The sequence below is a fragment of the Pseudomonas sp. OV546 genome (assembly GCF_900116845.1).
Lineage (GTDB): Bacteria > Pseudomonadota > Gammaproteobacteria > Pseudomonadales > Pseudomonadaceae > Aquipseudomonas > Aquipseudomonas petroselini.
Window position 1 is genome coordinate 378,948 of record NZ_FPCE01000004.1, and the last position, 18,558, is coordinate 397,505.

12 protein-coding genes are annotated in these 18,558 nt (G+C 60.4%); 6 read left to right on the forward strand and 6 right to left on the reverse strand.

Features of this window, described 5'->3' with window-relative positions:
* Positions 1-56: 56 nt before the first annotated feature.
* The 3 genes from BM403_RS12085 to BM403_RS12095 all read right to left on the reverse strand — a co-directional run bounded on the left by BM403_RS12085 (position 57) and on the right by BM403_RS12095 (position 7,543).
* Positions 57-1,412 (reverse strand): DUF3999 domain-containing protein, encoded by a 1,356-nt coding sequence (locus BM403_RS12085; RefSeq protein ID WP_012721767.1) that lies wholly within the window; start codon positions 1,410-1,412, stop codon positions 57-59.
* Positions 1,409-4,933, reverse strand: coding sequence for a DUF2339 domain-containing protein (locus BM403_RS12090; protein WP_093542908.1), 3,525 nt, complete (start codon positions 4,931-4,933; stop codon positions 1,409-1,411). The genes BM403_RS12085 and BM403_RS12090 overlap by 4 nt, the downstream gene beginning before the upstream one ends.
* A gap of 159 nt (positions 4,934-5,092) precedes the next feature.
* On the reverse strand, positions 5,093-7,543 hold the full coding sequence (locus BM403_RS12095) for a glycogen/starch/alpha-glucan phosphorylase (protein ID WP_012721765.1): 2,451 nt from the start codon (positions 7,541-7,543) through the stop codon (positions 5,093-5,095).
* A gap of 239 nt (positions 7,544-7,782) precedes the next feature.
* On the opposite strand from BM403_RS12095, the gene BM403_RS12100 reads away from it, so the two are divergent.
* Positions 7,783-8,217, forward strand: coding sequence for a YkgJ family cysteine cluster protein (locus BM403_RS12100; RefSeq protein WP_012721764.1), 435 nt, complete (start codon positions 7,783-7,785; stop codon positions 8,215-8,217).
* Positions 8,218-8,443: 226 nt separating this feature from the next.
* Here the strand turns inward: BM403_RS12100 and typA are convergent, their stop codons facing one another.
* Entirely contained in the window at positions 8,444-10,264 is a 1,821-nt protein-coding gene (gene typA / locus BM403_RS12105; protein WP_003217997.1) for a translational GTPase TypA, read from the reverse strand.
* A gap of 139 nt (positions 10,265-10,403) precedes the next feature.
* A complete protein-coding gene (gene thiI, locus BM403_RS12110) occupies positions 10,404-11,858 on the reverse strand; it encodes a tRNA uracil 4-sulfurtransferase ThiI (RefSeq protein WP_012721763.1) in 1,455 nt (484 codons plus the stop codon).
* 334 nt (positions 11,859-12,192) lie between these two features.
* Here thiI and glnA point away from each other — a divergent pair, with 334 nt between their 5' ends.
* Positions 12,193-13,599, forward strand: a complete 1,407-nt coding sequence (gene glnA, locus BM403_RS12120; RefSeq protein ID WP_012721762.1) for a type I glutamate--ammonia ligase — start codon at positions 12,193-12,195, stop codon at positions 13,597-13,599.
* Between the two features lie 76 nt (positions 13,600-13,675).
* Here glnA and BM403_RS12125 read toward each other — a convergent pair whose 3' ends face one another.
* Positions 13,676-13,912 carry a DUF6124 family protein gene (locus BM403_RS12125; RefSeq protein WP_046034640.1) on the reverse strand — a complete coding sequence of 79 codons (237 nt, stop codon included), beginning with the start codon at positions 13,910-13,912 and terminating at the stop codon, positions 13,676-13,678.
* 447 nt (positions 13,913-14,359) lie between these two features.
* Between BM403_RS12125 and BM403_RS12130 the strand changes: the two genes are divergently transcribed.
* The 4 genes from BM403_RS12130 to ntrC all read left to right on the forward strand — a co-directional run bounded on the left by BM403_RS12130 (position 14,360) and on the right by ntrC (position 18,213).
* Positions 14,360-14,896 carry a chorismate mutase gene (locus tag BM403_RS12130; RefSeq protein WP_046034639.1) on the forward strand — a complete coding sequence of 179 codons (537 nt, stop codon included), beginning with the start codon at positions 14,360-14,362 and terminating at the stop codon, positions 14,894-14,896.
* A gap of 77 nt (positions 14,897-14,973) precedes the next feature.
* A complete protein-coding gene (locus tag BM403_RS12135) occupies positions 14,974-15,399 on the forward strand; it encodes a cupin domain-containing protein (RefSeq protein ID WP_012721759.1) in 426 nt (141 codons plus the stop codon).
* A 295-nt stretch (positions 15,400-15,694) separates the two neighbouring features.
* Positions 15,695-16,780 (forward strand): nitrogen regulation protein NR(II), encoded by a 1,086-nt coding sequence (gene glnL / locus BM403_RS12140; RefSeq protein ID WP_046034638.1) that lies wholly within the window; start codon positions 15,695-15,697, stop codon positions 16,778-16,780.
* On the forward strand, positions 16,777-18,213 hold the full coding sequence (gene ntrC, locus BM403_RS12145) for a nitrogen regulation protein NR(I) (protein ID WP_046034637.1): 1,437 nt from the start codon (positions 16,777-16,779) through the stop codon (positions 18,211-18,213). The genes glnL and ntrC overlap by 4 nt, the downstream gene beginning before the upstream one ends.
* Positions 18,214-18,558 lie beyond the last annotated feature (345 nt).

Genomic DNA, 18,558 nt, shown 5'->3' on the forward strand with positions numbered 1-18,558 from the left:
GGGGCGTATTTCCTCCTATCAGAGGATTTAAACCCAATAGAGTTCATGGACTTTATTTAACGTGCCACCGGCGGCTTGCGCAGCAAACTGTAGGCCATGGCGCCCAGTGCCGCCACGCCGAGCAGCAGCACGGCCCAGAGGCCGAGCTTTTTCCAGTCCGTCCCGGCCTCGACAGCAGCGGCGGCGGCAGGTGACGTGACCACCACTTCACCGACAACCTTGGCCTGCCCCACTGTCTTGAGACGCTCGGCGTTGTAGTCCGGGATCAGGGTGGAAAGCGGAAGGTTCGCCGCCTTGGCCGACGCACTCCCCAGCGCCAGCGTAAACGGCGGCTCACCCCGAGCCAGGAACACCAACTGCGTGGCGCGCACCGCAAATCGCAGCGCCGGGGCTTCAACGCCCAGGCCACCGCCGCGTTCATCCACCTGCAATTTCAGCTCGGCAACCGGTTGGCCCGGCAGCTGCAGTTCATCCTGCACCACGTCTTTGCCATTCTGGGTCAGGCGATACAGCAAACCGTTGCTCAGCGGCTGCCACGCCTGTTTGCTGTCCCTGCGCCCCGCCAACGTCACGGGCGCCAACGTGTTGGGTTGCTTCAACTCGATGCGCAGCCGCTCGATACTCAGCCCCATGGGCAACTGCCAACTGTATTCACCGGCCTTGAGCCGCATGCCTGCCAGTGGCTGCGACCAGACCCATGGCAGCGGCAAGCTGCTACTGGTCGCGCTCACCAGCTTGGCCGAGGTCAGCAACGGCGCCGCCTGGCCTTGCCAGACCAGCCGCAAGTAACGCGCCGGTTGCCCAGGCAGGCTCACGTCATGCTGCTCGACCCGTTCGTCGGCGAACGACAAGCGCGCCACCTGTCCATCGCCCCAGGCGTCCCAGTGCTGCAAGTCATCACTGGCTTCAATGCTGAAACGCTGGAAGCCCTCCTGCTCGCGGCTCCAGTCCAGGCTCAGTTGCCGCAGCGGCGCCTTGATTGCACTGGCGTCCAGCACCCAGCCACGCAGCACTTGCTTGCCGGGTTTCGTCGCGGTGGACGGCTTGATTTCAACCAGGGTGCCTGCGGTAGTGGCCTTCATCACCACGTCGGGCAAGGCTTGCTGGGTGTCGGCGGCGTACAGCGGAAACCACTTAACGTCGGTGACATTGCGGCTTTCGGTGCGCTGTGAGGACTGACGCGATAACGCGTAGGCTTGCGGCTCGCCGGCAGCGTTGAATACCCGCACATCGCTGAGATCAGCCTGGCGCGCATTCAATTGCACGGCCAGCGGCAGTTCCAGGCGATACCAGGGCCCACTGCCGCTGATGCTCAGTGGCACCTGGGTGGTGAAGTCGGCAGGCGTTTCCTGCGCCCACACTGACAAGGCCGTACACAAGCCGACCACGACCACGCTCAACTTACCGATCAAGAGGATGCTCCTTCAGTTTCCAACGCAGGTTCGGCACGCTTGGGCGGCAGTGGTGCAAAGTAACCTACCACCAGCAACAACCCGCCCACACCGATAAACGACACGATCCGCGCCAGGCCGCCGCGGTTGCTCAGTTCGACAAAGAACAGCTTGGCCACCACCACCGCAATCAGCGCCGCGCCGATCAGCCACACGTCACGACGATGGCGCAGGTGGCCGCCGATCATCAGGCCGAGGGCGATCAAGGTCCAGACGATCGACAGACCTGCCTGTACCAGCATGGACTCAAGCAACGCGTCCAAGTGAAACGGCACGCCGCCCCAATGATGGGCGGTGCGCATCACCAGCGCGGTAAAGAAAGCAAACAGCGAGACGCCCGCGACACCCTGGGCGATCAGCTCGGCGCGCGGCCCGCGCTGTGGCGCCACACTGCGGGACCACAGGTACACACCCAGCAGCGCGAACAACAGGCCCAGGTCCAGAGGGTTGATCAGCGGCACAAAGGGCAGCGGCTTGGCCGTACCGTCGCTGAAGCTGTTCGCCAGCCAGAACCAGCCGAGCATCAGCACCGCCAATGGCAAGGCCGCCAACACTCGATATTCCTTTGGATACGCCGCCACCGGCCATGGCCAATTGCGCGGCGCAGCAGCCAGCACGAGATACAGGCTTGGCAGAATCGCCCAACCCAGCCAGCGCCAGGCGTTGTACTCGGCCGACAGCCTCAGCAGACCGTAGCGCAACTCCAGCGCCAACAGGCCGATCAGCATCCAGCAGCCCAGCACGTGGGCCACGCTCAGCGCCTTGGCGGGAGCGATCGCCGCCAAACGCCGCAGCGAGATGAAATGCACCGCAAACACCGCCGGCCATGCCAGCCAGCCGTACTGCGCCGCCGGGTGGTAATAGGTATGCGCGCACACCAGCAACACCACGCCCACCGCCGGCATCAGCAACGTGCACAATGTGCCCAGCGACGCCCAGTTCAAACGCGATGCCAGCAGCATCCAGATCGCCACGCTGATCGCCGCGCCGCCCAGCAGGAACGCGCCCTGCAATTCCTGTGGAATAAAGCGCAACACTTCGCTGACCAGCGCCAACGTCCACCACGCCGCGCCCCACACCAACAGCAGGTCGGACAGGCGTTGCAGTTTCAACACGGCAAACACCGGCGCATGCGGTTCACGCTGCAAGCGCCAGGCGCCGACCAGTGCGGCCAGGCCCAGCACCATCGGCGTCCAGAAACCGCTGTGGGCCAGCGGGCGCAAACCCTCGTGGGTCAATGGCCCCAGCAATTCGGGTACCGCCAGCAGGAAAGACCCGCCGCCGATCAGTTGCAGCAGCAAGCCGAACACAAAGCTGACGCGTTGTTGCAGGTAAAGGCTCAGCCAGATAATCAACAAACCGCTGGCCGCCCACACGCCGCTGGCGCTTTCCCATGGCAGCACGAACAACACGGCAAGATTGATCAGTACAAGACCCGCCAGCAGCACCACCGACAACCCGCGCAGCAGTCGGACATCGCCGCGCACCCTGTCATCGCGTGCCGCCAGCAGCATGCCGCCGATCAAGGCCAGGCCGATCAGTGAAGCGGTCAACAAACCACTCCAGCCCGCATTGAACACAGCGACCCCGTCACCACCTTGCAATCGCAGCAGGAACAACGCGCCGCCCAACAATTGCACGGCAAACGCGGTGAACAGGAAGGTACGCGAGCCGATGCGCAGACCGATGACCAGCGTCACCAGCCCAGCGATGGCCCAACTGATGGCGGTGCCTTGGGTCTGCAACAGCAAGGGCGCGAGCAGGTACAAAAAGCTCAAGCCAAGGCTCGCCAGCACGGGCAGACCTTTGCGCTCCCAATCCGCCGCCTGCTCGGGCGAAGCCTTACGCAGCTGATCAAAGCTGAACAACAGCGCCGCGCCCAACAGCAACGCCCCCAGCGGAGCGCCGTCGAGCAACGCCTGTTCACCGACGCGCAGTTCACTGAGGAACGCCAGCGCCGAGCCCACTTGCAGCAACACGCCAAAGGCCCGCGCCAATGGCCGCTGCTGGCGCAAGCCGAGCCAGAAGATGCCGGCACCTTCCACCGCCCAGGCCGCCGCCGTCCAACGTGCGTCGAGGCCCAGGGGGATCGCCAGGCTGGCAAAGATTACGCCCAAGGCCAGGCAAGTTTCCGCCAGCAGCAAGGCACGCCCGCCGCTCAGCAGTCGGGCCAGGCCCATGTAGAGGATGCCCAGGCCCAAGGCGCTGAACGCTGCGGCAAATTCCAGGTGCTGCACCAGGGCGAACTGCAGGCCGAAGCCCACGAGCGGCGGGCCGAACAGCATGCTGCCGTCGACATAATCACCTTTGGCCGCCGACCAGCGCAGCAGCGCGCCACGGCTGTCATCCTCAGGCGCGTCGCGCAGCTCGAGCAATTTGCGCCGGGCGAACAACAGGCCGATGGCCAGGTACATCAGGAAAAACAGGATCAGGAACGGCTCGGTACTCCACAGCAGTTCCGGTGTGTAGGAACGCATGCCCCAGGCGAAGCCAATACCAAAGGTGCCGACAAAACCGATGAGGTTGAGCAGCCGCCAAGCCTTGAACCAGGCGATGGCAAGAATGCCGGCGTTGAGCAGGGCGAAGTAACTGAACAATGCGACATGGTTACCGGCGCCGGTCGACGTGAGGATCGGTGCGGCAAAACCGCCGAGCGCCGCTGCGCACGCGAGCCCGAGTGCATCCTGGGTAATCGCCAGGATCGCCGAAAACACCGTGACCGCCACCAGCAGCCCAAGCGCCGCGCTCGGATCAATCAGCGGGTGCAAACGCATCGCGGCGAACACCGTGAGGTACAGCACGGCGATACCGGTGCCTTGCAGCATCAAGCCGTAATGGCTGTTACGCAGGCGCAGCCACCAGCCCAGGCCGAGCAGCCCCAATGCAGCGGCGGCGACGCCGGCGTAGCGCACCTCGATCGGCACTACCATGCCCTCGGTGGCATAGCGCAGCAGGAAGGCCAGGCCGAGGAACAGCAGTACCACGCCGACCCGCAACACGGTATTGCCGCCAAACAGCCAGTTGCGCGCGCCACTGATGGCACGTTCGATAAGGTTGGGGCCACGGGGAATGGCGGGCTCTTGCAGGAGCGGGGTCGGGGCGGGCGTCCAGACATCGTCCGGCAGCGGCTGGCTCGGCTCGGCGACCACCGCGACGGCCGTCAGCTCGGCAGGCAGTTCCCACACCAGCTCGGGCGTCTTAGCGACAGGTGTTGGTTGCGCAATAGAGGGTTCAACAAACGCAGTGCTCGCAGGCGTGGGCGTGGGCACTTCCAGTTGCCGCAGGCGCTCACCCAGGGCTATCAGGGATTTCTGCGTGGTTTCCAACTGACGCGCCTGCTGGTCCGCCTGGGCCGACAGCTTCGCCAGGCGAATCGCCTGGCCAATGCCCAACCCCAGCAGCGCACCGATGCCCGCATCACTGAACGACTCATCGAGCGTCCAGCCGAGCACCAGGCCAATCAGCATGAAAATCCATTGCATGGTCGATATTCCCTAGGCAAACCGGCGCTCAGTATATCGACGCGGGCCCAATGTGGGAGGGGGCTTGCCCCCGATAGCGGTGCATCAGTCGACATATCTGCAAACTGACACTCTGCTATCGGGGGCAAGCCCCCTCCCACACCTTGGGATCAGCCGTGTTTAGTCGAGCGCTTTCCAGATCTCAGTAGCGTACTCGCGGATCGTCCGGTCCGAAGAGAACCAGCCCATACGCGCGGTATTGAGTACCGCCGAACGCCACCACGCCTTGGAGTCATGCCAATGCGCTTCGACCCGCGCCTGGGCATCCCAATAGGAATCGAAGTCGGCACACACCAGGAAGCGGTCGTAGTCGATCAACCCGTCGATCAAGCCCACATAGCGGCCCGGGTCATCCGGCGAGAACACCCCGCCGCGGATCGCTTGCAGCACATCGTTGAGACGATGGGACGCGGCGATGTCCGGCCCGGCGTTGAATTCACCGGCATGCTTGCGGGCTTCCACCTGCTGCGCACTGAGGCCGAAGATAAACATGTGATCGGCGCCCACGCGCTCGTGCATCTCCACGTTGGCGCCGTCCATGGTGCCGATGGTCAGCGCACCGTTGAGGCCGAACTTCATGTTACTGGTGCCCGAGGCTTCAAAGCCGGCCGTGGAAATCTGCTCCGACAAATCCGCCGCTGGGATGATGCTTTCCGCCAGGCTGACGTTGTAGTTAGGCAGGAACACCACCTTCAGCAACCCGCGCACCGTCGGGTCGTTGTTGACGGTGCGGGCGATATCGTTGGTCAGCTTGATGATCAACTTGGCCTGGTGATAACTCGCCGCTGCCTTGCCCGCGAAGATCTTCACGCGCGGCACCCAATCGGTGCCAGGTTCGGCACGAATGGCCTGGTACAGCGCCACGGTGTGCAACAGGTTCAGCAGTTGGCGTTTGTATTCATGGATACGCTTGACCTGCACATCGAACATCGCCGCCGGGTTGATCGCAATCCCCAGGCGCTCGTGAATGATGTCGGCCAGCGCGCGCTTGCTGTGCAAACGTTGGTCGGCGAAGGCTTTGCGGAAAGTCTGCTTCTCGGCGAAGGTTTCCAATTCGCCCAGGCGGGTTTCCATGTTGTCGAGAATGTCCGGGCCCAATGCCTCCACCAGCATCTGGGTGAGCTTCGGGTTGGCCTGGTACAGCCAGCGGCGGAAGGTGATGCCGTTGGTTTTGTTGTTGATACGGTCCGGGTACAGCTTGTGCAACTCGGAAAACACCGTGCTGCGCATCAGTTGGGTGTGCAGGCCGGACACGCCATTGACGCTGTGAGAACCGAGGAATGCCAGGTTGCCCATGCGCACGCGACGCCCGTTGTCTTCTTCGATCAGCGACACCGCGCGCAGCACATCAAAGTCGTGGATGCCTTTGGCGCGCAGCGAGTCGATATGCTGGGCGTTGATCAGGTAGATGATCTGCATGTGCCGGGGCAGCATGCGTTCCATCAGGCCGACCGGCCAGGTTTCCAGCGCTTCAGGCAGCAGGGTGTGGTTGGTGTACGACAAGGTTTCGACCGTCACGTCCCAGGCGGCTTCCCATGGAATGTCGTGCAGGTCGACCAATTGGCGCATCAACTCCGCCACGGCGATCGACGGGTGGGTGTCGTTGAGTTGGATCGCGGCGTGCTCGCCCAGGCTCAGCACTGAGCCGTGCATGTTTTTGTGGCGGCGCAGCAGGTCCTGCAGGGACGCGGAGACGAAGAAATATTCCTGGCGCAGGCGCAGCTCCTGCCCCGCTTCGGTGCTGTCGGCCGGGTACAGCACTCGGGAGATGCTTTCAGCGCGGGCCACTTCGGCGACGGCGCCCAAGTGGTCACCGGCGTTGAAGCGCTCCAGGTGCAAGTCTTCCACCGCCCGGGCACGCCACAGGCGCAGGGTGTTGACGCTGGCGCCACGCCAGCCGACGACGGGCGTGTCGTAGGCAACGGCGCGTACGGTTTCGCTCGGCGACCACACTTGGATTTGCTTGCCGGAGGCATCCGGCAGCGTTTCGACGCTGCCGCCAAAGCCGATCGGGTAAATCACTTCGGCCCGTTCAAACTCCCACGGGTTGCCGAAATCCAGCCAACGTTCGGTCTGCTCCTGTTGCCAGCCATCGACAATCGCCTGGCGGAACAAGCCGTGTTCATAACGGATGCCATAACCGTGGCCGGCAATGCCCAAGGTCGACATGCTCTCCATAAAGCACGCCGCCAAGCGGCCCAGGCCACCGTTGCCGAGCGCCGCGTCGGGCTCCAGCAGGCGGATGCGCTCCAGGTCGACGCCCAGCTCGGACAGTGCTTCGCGCGCGATTTCGAGCACGCCAAGGTTGCTCAGGCTGTCGTAGAGCAAACGACCGATAAGGAATTCCAGCGAGAGGTAATACACCCGCTTCTGGCCTTTGCGGTAAATCCGCCGGGTATGGTCCATCCAGTGGTCGACCATCTGGTCGCGTGCGGCCAGGGCAATGGCTTCGAACCAGTCATGGTCGAAGGCGTGATCCGGGTCCTTGCCCACCGCGTAGGTGAGTTTGGTCAAGACGGCATCGCGAAATGCGGCTACCTCTGCTTCTCGTGCAAGTGGTTCCTGAGACATCAATTGCGACCTCGGGCGAGATAGAAGGAGTTGCTAGAGCCTAGACGGTCTGACAGACGGTAGACGCTCTGGTTCGGCAGTTTTTTAACTCATTCACCTTTACGCGAATTAGATGCAGGGGTCGTGCCCGTTCAGCCCGCCGGCAAACCTTTGAGCTGAAAACAGCAAAATATTGTTCAAAAAATCACCAATCCCGGTATGATCGCGCGCCCGGATATAGCCCCACCTTTGGAACCCTGATGAAGCCTCAATTGATCGCCGCCGCGGAACTCGACCGTCTTGAAACGTGGCAGAAATATTCCGCGCATATGTGCGGTGGTTGCGTGTCCAGCTGCTGCACGCTGCCGGTCGAAGTGAAGATCAAGGACCTGATCCGCATCGGCATCGTCGATGAATTCGAGCGCGGCGACCCGCCGAAGAACATCGCCAAGCGGTTGCAGAAGGAAGGCATCGTCGAGCGTTTCAATTCCAAATCCGAGATCTTTACCCTGCAGCGCATGAGCAACAACGACTGCCTGTACCTGGATCGTAAGACGCGCTTCTGCACTATTTATGACAAGCGCCCGGATACCTGCCGCAACCACCCGAAAATCGGGCCGCGCCCGGGGTACTGTGCGTATAAGCCAAAGGAAGTAGTGCGCGAGACCACGTTCAAGACCCTCGATAAGTTCTGATCCCCTGTAGTGAGCGGGCTTGCCCCGCGCTGGGGGGCGAAGCCGCCCCAAAACCTGAGACCTCGTTGTAACTGGAGAAACGCTGTGCCTGGGTTGGGGCGGCTTCGCCACCCAGCGCGGGGCAAGCCCGCTCACTACAAGAGCGCGCTCTGCACACAAACTGCAGGCACAAAAAAACGCCCCCGGCCTTTCGACCGGGGGCGTTTTTCATTCAGCCTGAGTTAACTCAGTTCTTGGCTTTCTTGGCAGCGCGGGTACGCTCGCCTTCGTCCAGGATCTTCTTACGCAGGCGGATCGACTTAGGCGTGACTTCGCACAGCTCGTCGTCCTGGATGAATTCCAGGGCCTGTTCCAGGGTGAAGCGAACAGGTGGAACCAGAGCGATGGTTTCGTCTTTACCCGAAGCACGCATGTTGTCGAGCTTCTTGCCTTTGGTTGGGTTGACGCCCATGTCGTTGTCACGGCTGTTCAGACCAACGATCTGGCCGTTGTAGATCTCTTGACCGTGTTCAACGAACAGCTTGCCACGCGCCTGGAGGGTTTCCAGGGAGTAGGTCAGCGCCTTGCCGGTTTCTACCGATACCAGAACACCGTTCTGACGGCCGGACATGTCGCCGGACTTCATGGTGTCGTAGCGATCGAAGATCGAGGTCAGGATGCCAGCACCGTTGGTCAGGGTCAGGAACTGGTTACGGAAACCGATCAGACCGCGAGCAGGGATGTTGTATTCCAGACGTACACGGCCTTTGCCATCCGGCACCATGTTGGTCAGGTCGCCCTTACGCAGGCCCATCTCTTCCATGACCTTGCCCTGGGATTCTTCAGGGGTATCGATGGTGACGTTTTCGAACGGTTCCTGCTTCACGCCGTCAACTTGACGGATGATCACTTCTGGACGACCAACGCCCATTTCGAAGCCTTCGCGACGCATGGTTTCGATCAGTACCGAGAGGTGCAGCTCACCACGGCCGGAAACCTTGAATTTGTCGGCCGAGTCGCCTTCTTCAACGCGCAGAGCAACGTTGTACAGCAGCTCTTTGTCCAGACGTTCCTTGATGTTACGGGACGTCACGAACTTGCCTTCTTTACCGCAGAAAGGCGAGTCGTTTACCTGGAAGGTCATGGAAACGGTTGGCTCGTCAACGGTCAGAGGCTTCATCGCCTCGACGTTGTCCGGCTGGCACAGGGTGTCGGAGATGAACAGCGAGTCCATACCGCTCACGCACACGATGTCGCCGGCGAACGCTTCTTCAACGTCGATACGGTGCAGACCGTGGTGACCCATCAGCTTCAGGATACGACCGTTGCGTTTCTTGCCGTCGGCGCCGATAGCAACAACCGGGGTGTTCGGCTTGACGCTACCACGCGCGATACGGCCAACGCCGATAACACCCAGGAAGCTGTTGTAGTCCAGTGCCGAGATTTGCATCTGGAACGGGCCTTCACGGTCAACTTTTGGAGCCGGCACGTTGTCGACGATCGACTGGTACAGCGGGGTCATGTCTTCAGCCATGTCGGTGTGTTCCAGACCGGCAATGCCGTTCAGGGCCGAGGCGTAGACGACTTTGAAGTCCAGCTGTTCTTCGGTGGCACCCAGGTTGTCGAACAGGTCGAAGATCTGGTCCAGAACCCAGTCCGGACGCGCGCCTGGACGGTCAACCTTGTTGATGCACACGATCGGACGCAGGCCGGCTTCGAAAGCCTTCTTGGTCACGAAACGGGTTTGCGGCATAGGGCCGTCTTGAGCGTCAACCAACAGCAGAACGGAGTCAACCATCGACATTACGCGTTCTACTTCGCCGCCGAAGTCGGCGTGGCCCGGGGTATCCACGATGTTGATGTGGTAGCCGTTCCAGTTGATCGCGGTGTTTTTAGCCAGGATGGTAATACCGCGCTCTTTTTCCTGGTCGTTGGAGTCCATCACGCGCTCGTCGTTGAGCTCGTTGCGCTCCAGGGTGCCGGATTGACGCAGGAGTTTGTCTACCAGGGTGGTTTTACCATGGTCAACGTGAGCAATGATGGCGATGTTACGTAGATTTTCGATCACTTGTGTATCTCGATCAGAGGATTCGGTGTGCTGACAGGTCGTGGCAGCGATTAACAGTAGAGTCAGGCCTTGCCGTTACAGCTTGACGGCAGAGTCGGGGGGCCGGTGACGCAGGCCACAGGCAAACAGCCCCGGGCTCTTAGCTCGGTCGATAAACGCGCACATTGGCATACCCCTCACTGAGCAAATGGTGGGCATGCAGGCGACTCATCACGCCTTTGTCGCAATACAGCAGGTACTGACGGCTGTTATCCAGTTCCTTGAAACGCGCGTTCAATGCATAGAACGGCAACGTTTGCACGTCGATGCCGGCGATTTCCAGCGGCTCATCCTCAGCGGCATCCGGATGACGGATGTCGACAACGATCTGGCCGGCCAGGGCTTCGCTGACTTCTTCGATCTGCACATCCTGGCCCAGTTCGTCGATAACGCGATCGATCGGGACCAGCTTGGCGTTCTCGAGCGCACGCTCCAGAATCGCCATATCAAACTGTTGTTCTTCGTACTCCACGCGGTTGCGCTTGGCGTGGGTCTTGGGGTTCACCGAGATGACCCCGCAATATTCAGGCATATGCTTGGCAAAGTCAGCGGTGCCGATTTCTTCTGCCAGGTCGATGATGTCCTGCTTGTGGCTGGCGATCAGCGGGCGCAACACCAGCTTTTCGGTGACGCAGTCGATCAGCGACAGGTTCGGCAGCGTCTGGCTGGAGACCTGGGAGATCGCTTCACCGGTCACCAGCGCATCAATCTGCAACTGGTCGGCAATCCGGGACGCAGCGCGCAACATCATACGCTTCAAAACTACGCCCATATGACTGTTATCGACTTTGCCGAGAATTTCGCCCAGCACTTCCTCGAAGGGCACGCTTACAAATAGCACGCGTTGGGAGCTGCCGTACTTCTTCCAGATAAAGTGCGCGACTTCCATCACGCCCAATTCATGTGCACGCCCGCCCAGGTTAAAGAAGCAGAAGTGGCTCATCAGGCCGCGGCGCATGATCTGGTAGGCCGCCACCGTGGAATCGAAACCGCCGGACATCAGGACCAGGGTCTGTTCCAGGGCGCCCAGCGGGTAGCCGCCGATGCTGTCGTGCTGGCTGTGGATCACAAACAACCGTTGGTCGCGAATTTCCATGCGCACTTCAATTTGCGGCGCTTTCAGGGAAATTCCGGCGGCGCCGCACTCGCGACGCAGCTTGCTGCCGACGTATTTCTCGACGTCCATGGAGCTGAAGGTGTGCTTGCCGGCACGCTTGCAGCGCACCGAAAAAATCTTACCTTCAAGCGACTGACCATAGTGCTGCTTGCACTTCTCGGTGATGTCGTCGAAGTCGCCCAGCGGGTACTCATCCACCTGCAGGAAATGCGCGATGCCCGGCATGCAGCTCAGGCGTTCGGTCATGTCCTTCAAGGCTTTGGGCTCGGTGATACGGGTTTCCAGCTCGAGATTGTCCCACACGCCGTTCACCACCACAGCCGGGTCCAGATCGCGGAGCACGGCACGGATGTTCTTGGCCAACTGACGGATGAAACGCGTCCGTACCGGTCGGCTTTTGATGGTGATCTCGGGGAAGACTTTAACGATTAATTTCATGGAAACAGCGCGCGCCGGGCCTGCTGAAAAAGGGGGGCGCGGATTATAGCGGAAATCGCTCAAGGTTTAACCAGTTAATATGCACAGTAAGCGCTACGCACTAAATAGGTGCATTTGCGTGCTTTTGCGCCACATTGAGGTGCGCGATTTTTGCGCTTTTGTCGCAATGCACCGTTATAGGGGCGTTTTTGGAGCAAAAAACCCATGTTGGCGCACTGGCATGCAATTTGCTCTCTTGTGAGGCAGGTTGCCATGGCGGACTATCCGCGCCGGCATCACCCACATTCTAAGGGCTAACTCCACTACCCCAGCCCGAAGCCACCCGGAGGACACTATGTCGAAGTCGGTTCAACTCATCAAAGATCATGACGTTAAATGGATTGATCTGCGCTTCACGGACACCAAAGGCACTCAGCACCACGTGACCATGCCGGCTCGCGATGCGCTGGATGATGCTTTCTTCGAAGAAGGCAAAATGTTCGACGGTTCCTCCATCGCCGGCTGGAAAGGCATCGAAGCCTCCGACATGATCCTGATGCCGGACGACAGCACTGCCGTACTTGACCCGTTCACCGAAGAGCCAACCCTGATCCTCGTCTGCGACGTGATCGAGCCTTCGACCATGCAAGGCTACGACCGCGACCCACGTGCGATCGCCAAGCGTGCCGAGGAATACCTGAAGTCCACCGGTATCGGTGACACCGTATTCGTGGGCCCAGAGCCAGAATTCTTCATCTTCGACCAGGTTAAGTTCAAGTCCGACATCTCCGGTTCCATGTTCAAGATCTACTCCGAACAAGGCTCCTGGATGTCCGACCAAGACGTGGAAGGCGGCAACCATGGCCACCGTCCAGGTATCAAAGGGGGCTACTTCCCAGTTCCGCCGTTCGACCACGACCACGAAATCCGTACCTCCATGTGCAACGCCATGGAAGACATGGGCCTGGTCATCGAAGTGCACCACCACGAAGTGGCCACTGCCGGTCAGAACGAAATCGGTGTGAAGTTCAACACCCTGGTTGCCAAGGCTGACGAAGTACAGACCCTGAAGTACTGCGTACACAACACCGCCGTTGCTTACGGCCGTACCGCTACCTTCATGCCTAAGCCTCTGTACGGCGATAACGGTTCGGGTATGCACGTTCACCTGTCCATCGCCAAAGATGGCAAGAACACCTTCGCTGGCGAAGGTTATGCCGGCCTGTCCGACACCGCCCTGTACTTCATCGGCGGTATCATCAAGCACGGTAAGGCCTTGAACGGCTTCACCAACCCGTCGACCAACTCCTACAAGCGTCTGGTCCCAGGTTTCGAAGCACCGGTAATGCTGGCCTACTCGGCACGTAACCGTTCCGCGTCGATCCGTATTCCTTACGTGTCCAGCCCTCGTGCTCGCCGTATCGAAGCCCGCTTCCCGGATCCAGCAGCCAACCCATACCTGGCCTTCGCTGCCCTGGTCATGGCCGGCCTGGACGGTATCCAGAACAAGATCCACCCTGGCGACGCCGCCGACAAAAACTTGTATGACCTGCCGCCTGAAGAGGCCAAAGAGATCCCACAAGTGTGTGGCAGCCTGAAAGAAGCCCTGGAAGAGCTGGACAAGGGCCGTGCGTTCCTGACCAAAGGCGGCGTGTTCAGCGACGACTTCATCGATGCCTACATCGAGCTGAAAAGCGCTGAAGAAATCAAGGTGCGTACCTTCGTACACCCACTGGAATATGAGCTGTACTACAGCTGCTAATCCAGTAGCGCCGCCTCTTAGAGCGGCGTGACAAAAAAGACCTCCTCCGGGAGGTCTTTTTTTTGCCTGGGGATTATCAGATGGCCGCTTGGCGGTCGAGCATCCGGCTGACCATCAACGTGCCCAATGCACTCAACTGGTGGATGGCCAGCGCTGCATCGCGGTGCTTGCCATCCAGATCCTCAGAGAGATCCAGCAACAAGGTGCTGACCGATGAGAAGGTCTCGAAGCTGTTGATCATCAGGGCTTCGTCGTCGATATCGTCGGCGATTGTGAAGACTGATGGGGGTGGATTTGGGGTTGGCTTGAACATTTTCTACATTCCTCAAATGAGGCCGCCTTCGCTTCGCTACTAAACGAAAGGGTGGCGGCTGTGCGCAGGTTAGTAGACCGGTGAATGTAGAAGCCCGGCGCATCCGAAAATGCCCTGCGCACAGCCACCATCAAGCACAGATTCGGGAAATCTGATTGATGGAGAATGCACGACCTACAATTCGAATCCAGGCTACTAAACCTGATCGCTGATGAGCAGCGACCGAGCAACCTTAGAGACGACAAGCCAGCCGTACAAGCCGGCGGATTCTGGCGCACCTGTAGGCAACCACGCAAGTTAAGGTAGCCTCTGGCTGACGCCGCTCAAAACCTGCCAACCCAATCTAAATGTGGGAGGGGGCTTGCTCCTGATGGCGGTGGTTCAGTCAAATAGAGGCCAACTGATACACCCCCACCGGGAGCAAGCCCCTCCCACAGGAGATCACCCTTGAAGTTTCGATTTGTGTTCGCTCTGCTGTTCGTCAGTGCCACTGCGAGTGCCGCACCACCCACGCTCGAACCGCTGCTCAACAGCATCGCCGAACGCTTGGAGATTGCCGATCAGGTCGCACTGAGCAAATGGGACAGCAAAAAGCCTGTAGAAGATAAAAAGCGCGAACAAGAGGTGATCGCCAGCGTCGCCGCCCAGGCACCGAGCTACAAGCTGCCACCTGGCGCTGCCGAGCAGTTCTTCTCGGCGCAGATCGAAGCCAACAAACTGGTGCAGTACACCCACCTCTCCGACTGGCAATTCCAGGGCAAGGCACCTGACGATCCACGCCCCGACCTGGTGAAACAGATCCGCCCGCAATTGGACGAGCTGCAGAAACGCCTGCTGCAGCAATTGGCTGACTTCACCCCGCAGCGTACCGACCCGCAGTGCCCACAATGGTTGGCCGAGGCCGTGCATGAGCCGCTGAACGATCCGTTGCGTCAGCTGGCGATGATCCGCGCCACGGCCGAACTGTGCACTGGACCTACTTGATTTGAGGACCCGTCCTGCATCTTCACCGAGGCCGGTAGCCATAGCCTGACTGTTCATTTATCGAACAGGATGGAACCATGATCACCCTCAAGTGCTTGATTGCAGCAGCGGTGGGTTTGTCGTTGCTTGGCTGCGGCACCCACCCAAAGAACGCCGTACACATCGAAAAAGAGGTGTTGCTTGAACGCAGCGCGTCATGGGATGGCACACCTTACAAAGCCTACCCCTCAGGTCCGCCGCAACTGACGCTCATACGCCTCAAGATCCCTGCGCACACGCAATTGCCCTGGCACACTCACCCAATGCCGAATGCCGCCTACATCGTTTCGGGAGAACTAACCGTTGAAACCCGTAAGGGCGGACTGACGCGCACCTTGAGGCAAGGGCAAACCCTGGCCGAGATGGTAGGCATTGAACATCGTGGTATTACCGGCAACACCCCGGTCGAGCTGCTGGTCTTTTACGCGGGCCGTCCGGGCATGCCACTTTCCGAACAACACTGATCCATCCCCCACTCCGGATCGTTTTCAACCCGCCCTGAAAACGATCCACTCGCCACTTCCTGAACAACCTTCATAAAACCGCACTATATTGGTGCGACAGGCTGCACCCTTCCCACCTGGCCAGCCCATTTTGGTTCGAAACTTCCCGAGCAAGCTGGCAGAACGCCACAGTTTCGCGCCTAAATCCCCCATTTCAGGGCTTGCACGCTTCTTTTCGGAGCCTTGGTTTGGTTTTTGCATTTTCCTTGTATCAGCGTGTGCCTCAAGCCCGCGCCTTGCTCCAAAAGAGGTCCCAATGACCATCAGCGATGCACTGCACCGTTTGCTACTCGACAACCTGACCACCGCGACCATCCTGCTCAATGACGACTTGCGCCTTGAGTATATGAACCCGGCGGCAGAGATGCTCCTGGCCATCAGCGGCCAGCGCAGCCATGGGCAGTTCATCAGTGAATTGTTCACCGAGTCGGCCGAAGCCCTGAGTTCATTGCGCCAGGCAGTGGAGCAAGCACACCCGTTCACCAAGCGCGAAGCCATGCTCACTGCGCTTACCGGCCAGACGCTGACGGTCGACTACGCCGTGACCCCTATCCTGAGCAACGGTGCGACCTTGCTGCTGCTGGAAGTGCACCCCCGCGACCGCCTGCTGCGCATCACCAAGGAAGAAGCGCAACTGTCCAAGCAGGAAACCAGCAAGATGCTGGTGCGCGGCCTCGCGCACGAAATCAAGAACCCCCTGGGCGGCATTCGTGGTGCGGCACAACTGCTGGCCCGCGAGCTGCCAGAGGAACACCTCAAGGACTACACCAACGTCATCATCGAAGAGGCCGACCGCCTGCGTAACCTGGTAGACCGCATGCTCGGCTCCAACAAGCTGCCATCGCTGGCGATGACCAACGTGCACGAAGTGCTCGAACGCGTGTGTCACCTGGTAGAAGCCGAAAGCCAGGGCTGCATCACCTTGGTGCGCGACTACGACCCGAGCATTCCCGACGTATTGATCGACCGCGAACAGATGATCCAGGCGGTGCTCAATATCGTGCGCAACGCCATGCAGGCCATCAGCAGCCAGAACGAGCTGCGCCTGGGCCGTATCAGCCTGCGCACCCGCGCTCTGCGCCAGTTCACCATCGGCCATGTGCGCCATCGCCTGGTGACCAAAGTCGAGATCATCGACAACGGCCCAGGCATTCCTGCGGAACTCCAGGAAACTATCTTCTTTCCCATGGTCAGCGGCCGCCCGGACGGTACCGGGCTGGGCCTGGCCATTACCCAGAACATCATCAGCCAGCACCAGGGTCTGATCGAATGTGAGAGCCATCCTGGCCACACCACCTTCTCGATCTTTTTGCCTCTGGAACAAGGAGCCCCATCGACATGAGCCGTAGTGAAACCGTCTGGATCGTCGATGACGACCGTTCTATCCGCTGGGTCCTCGAGAAAGCCTTGCAACAGGAAGGCATGACCACCCAGAGCTTCGACAGCGCGGACGGGGTGATGAGCCGCCTGGCTCGCCAGCAGCCCGACGTGATCATCTCCGACATCCGCATGCCCGGCGCCAGCGGCCTGGACCTGCTCGCGCGGATTCGCGAGCAGCACCCACGCTTGCCGGTGATCATCATGACCGCGCACTCGGACCTGGACAGCGCTGTCGCGTCCTATCAGGGCGGCGCCTTTGAATACCTGCCCAAGCCGTTCGACGTGGACGAGGCGGTGGCGCTGGTCAAGCGCGCCAACCAGCACGCCCAGGAGCAGCAGAACCAAGAAGCTCCGCCCGCCCTGACCCGCACCCCGGAGATCATCGGCGAAGCGCCGGCGATGCAGGAAGTGTTTCGCGCCATCGGGCGCTTGAGCCACTCCAACATCACCGTGCTGATCAACGGCGAATCGGGTACCGGTAAAGAGCTGGTGGCCCATGCCCTGCACCGTCACAGCCCACGGGCGGCCTCGCCGTTTATCGCGCTGAACATGGCGGCGATCCCGAAGGACTTGATGGAGTCCGAGCTGTTCGGCCATGAGAAAGGGGCGTTTACCGGCGCGGCCAATCTGCGTCGCGGCCGCTTTGAACAGGCCGACGGCGGCACCCTGTTCCTCGATGAGATCGGCGACATGCCGGCCGATACCCAGACCCGCCTGTTGCGCGTGCTGGCGGATGGCGAGTTCTATCGGGTGGGCGGGCACACGCCGGTCAAAGTTGATGTGCGCATCATCGCGGCGACTCACCAGAACCTGGAAACCCTGGTGCACGCGGGCAAATTCCGTGAGGACTTGTTCCACCGCCTCAACGTGATCCGCATCCATATTCCGCGCATGTCGGACCGTCGCGAAGACATCCCGACCCTCGCCCGCCACTTCCTCAGCCGCGCCGCCCAGGAGCTGGCCGTCGAGCCGAAGCTGCTGAAAAGCGAGACCGAGGAATACCTCAAGAACCTGCCGTGGCCGGGCAACGTGCGCCAGCTGGAGAACACCTGTCGCTGGATCACCGTGATGGCGTCCGGGCGCGAAGTGCACATCAGCGACCTGCCGCCGGAGCTGTTGAGCCTGCCGCAGGACTCTGCCCCCGTCACCAACTGGGAACAGGCGCTGCGCCAATGGGCCGATCAGGCCCTGGCACGCGGCCAGTCGAACCTGCTGGACAGCGCCGTGCCTGCGTTTGAGCGGATCATGATCGAAACCGCCCTGAAGCACACCGCCGGGCGCCGTCGCGACGCTGCCGTGCTGCTGGGTTGGGGCCGTAATACCCTGACGCGCAAGATCAAGGAGTTGGGGATGAAGGTGGATGGTGGGGATGATGACGAGGGCGATGAAGTCTGAATCGCCGATCCACTGAAGATCCAATGTGGGAGGGGGCTTGCCCCCGATGACGGTATATCAGCCACAGATGTTGTGACTGACCTACTGCCATCGGGGGCAAGCCCCCTCCCACATTTGGATCTTCACAAGGTTCAAGACTGTGCACCGCTTCAATGCACCATGAACCGGCATCGGGCATGGATCCGACACCTGAAACCTATGCCTCATTGGAAAAAAACTGAACACCAAAAACACCAAAGCCCCGTATTCCGGGGCTTTGCGCTTTCTGGAAAATTTTTTTGGCACAATCTGGCAACTCTGGCACGCGCCCTGCAATAACCCTCGTACTACCCAGTTTCGGGGACC

Excerpts from the sequence above, each read along its gene's own strand:
- BM403_RS12090 (WP_093542908.1), bottom strand. The coding sequence starts at position 4,933 with ATGCAATGGATTTTCATGCTGATTGGCCTGGTGCTCGGCTGGACGCTC.
- BM403_RS12095 (WP_012721765.1), bottom strand. The coding sequence starts at position 7,543 with ATGTCTCAGGAACCACTTGCACGAGAAGCAGAGGTAGCCGCATTTCGC.
- BM403_RS12100 (WP_012721764.1), top strand. The coding sequence starts at position 7,783 with ATGAAGCCTCAATTGATCGCCGCCGCGGAACTCGACCGTCTTGAAACG.
- thiI (WP_012721763.1), bottom strand. The coding sequence starts at position 11,858 with ATGAAATTAATCGTTAAAGTCTTCCCCGAGATCACCATCAAAAGCCGA.
- glnA (WP_012721762.1), top strand. The coding sequence starts at position 12,193 with ATGTCGAAGTCGGTTCAACTCATCAAAGATCATGACGTTAAATGGATT.
- BM403_RS12125 (WP_046034640.1), bottom strand. The coding sequence starts at position 13,912 with ATGTTCAAGCCAACCCCAAATCCACCCCCATCAGTCTTCACAATCGCC.
- BM403_RS12135 (WP_012721759.1), top strand. The coding sequence starts at position 14,974 with ATGATCACCCTCAAGTGCTTGATTGCAGCAGCGGTGGGTTTGTCGTTG.
- glnL (WP_046034638.1), top strand. The coding sequence starts at position 15,695 with ATGACCATCAGCGATGCACTGCACCGTTTGCTACTCGACAACCTGACC.
- ntrC (WP_046034637.1), top strand. The coding sequence starts at position 16,777 with ATGAGCCGTAGTGAAACCGTCTGGATCGTCGATGACGACCGTTCTATC.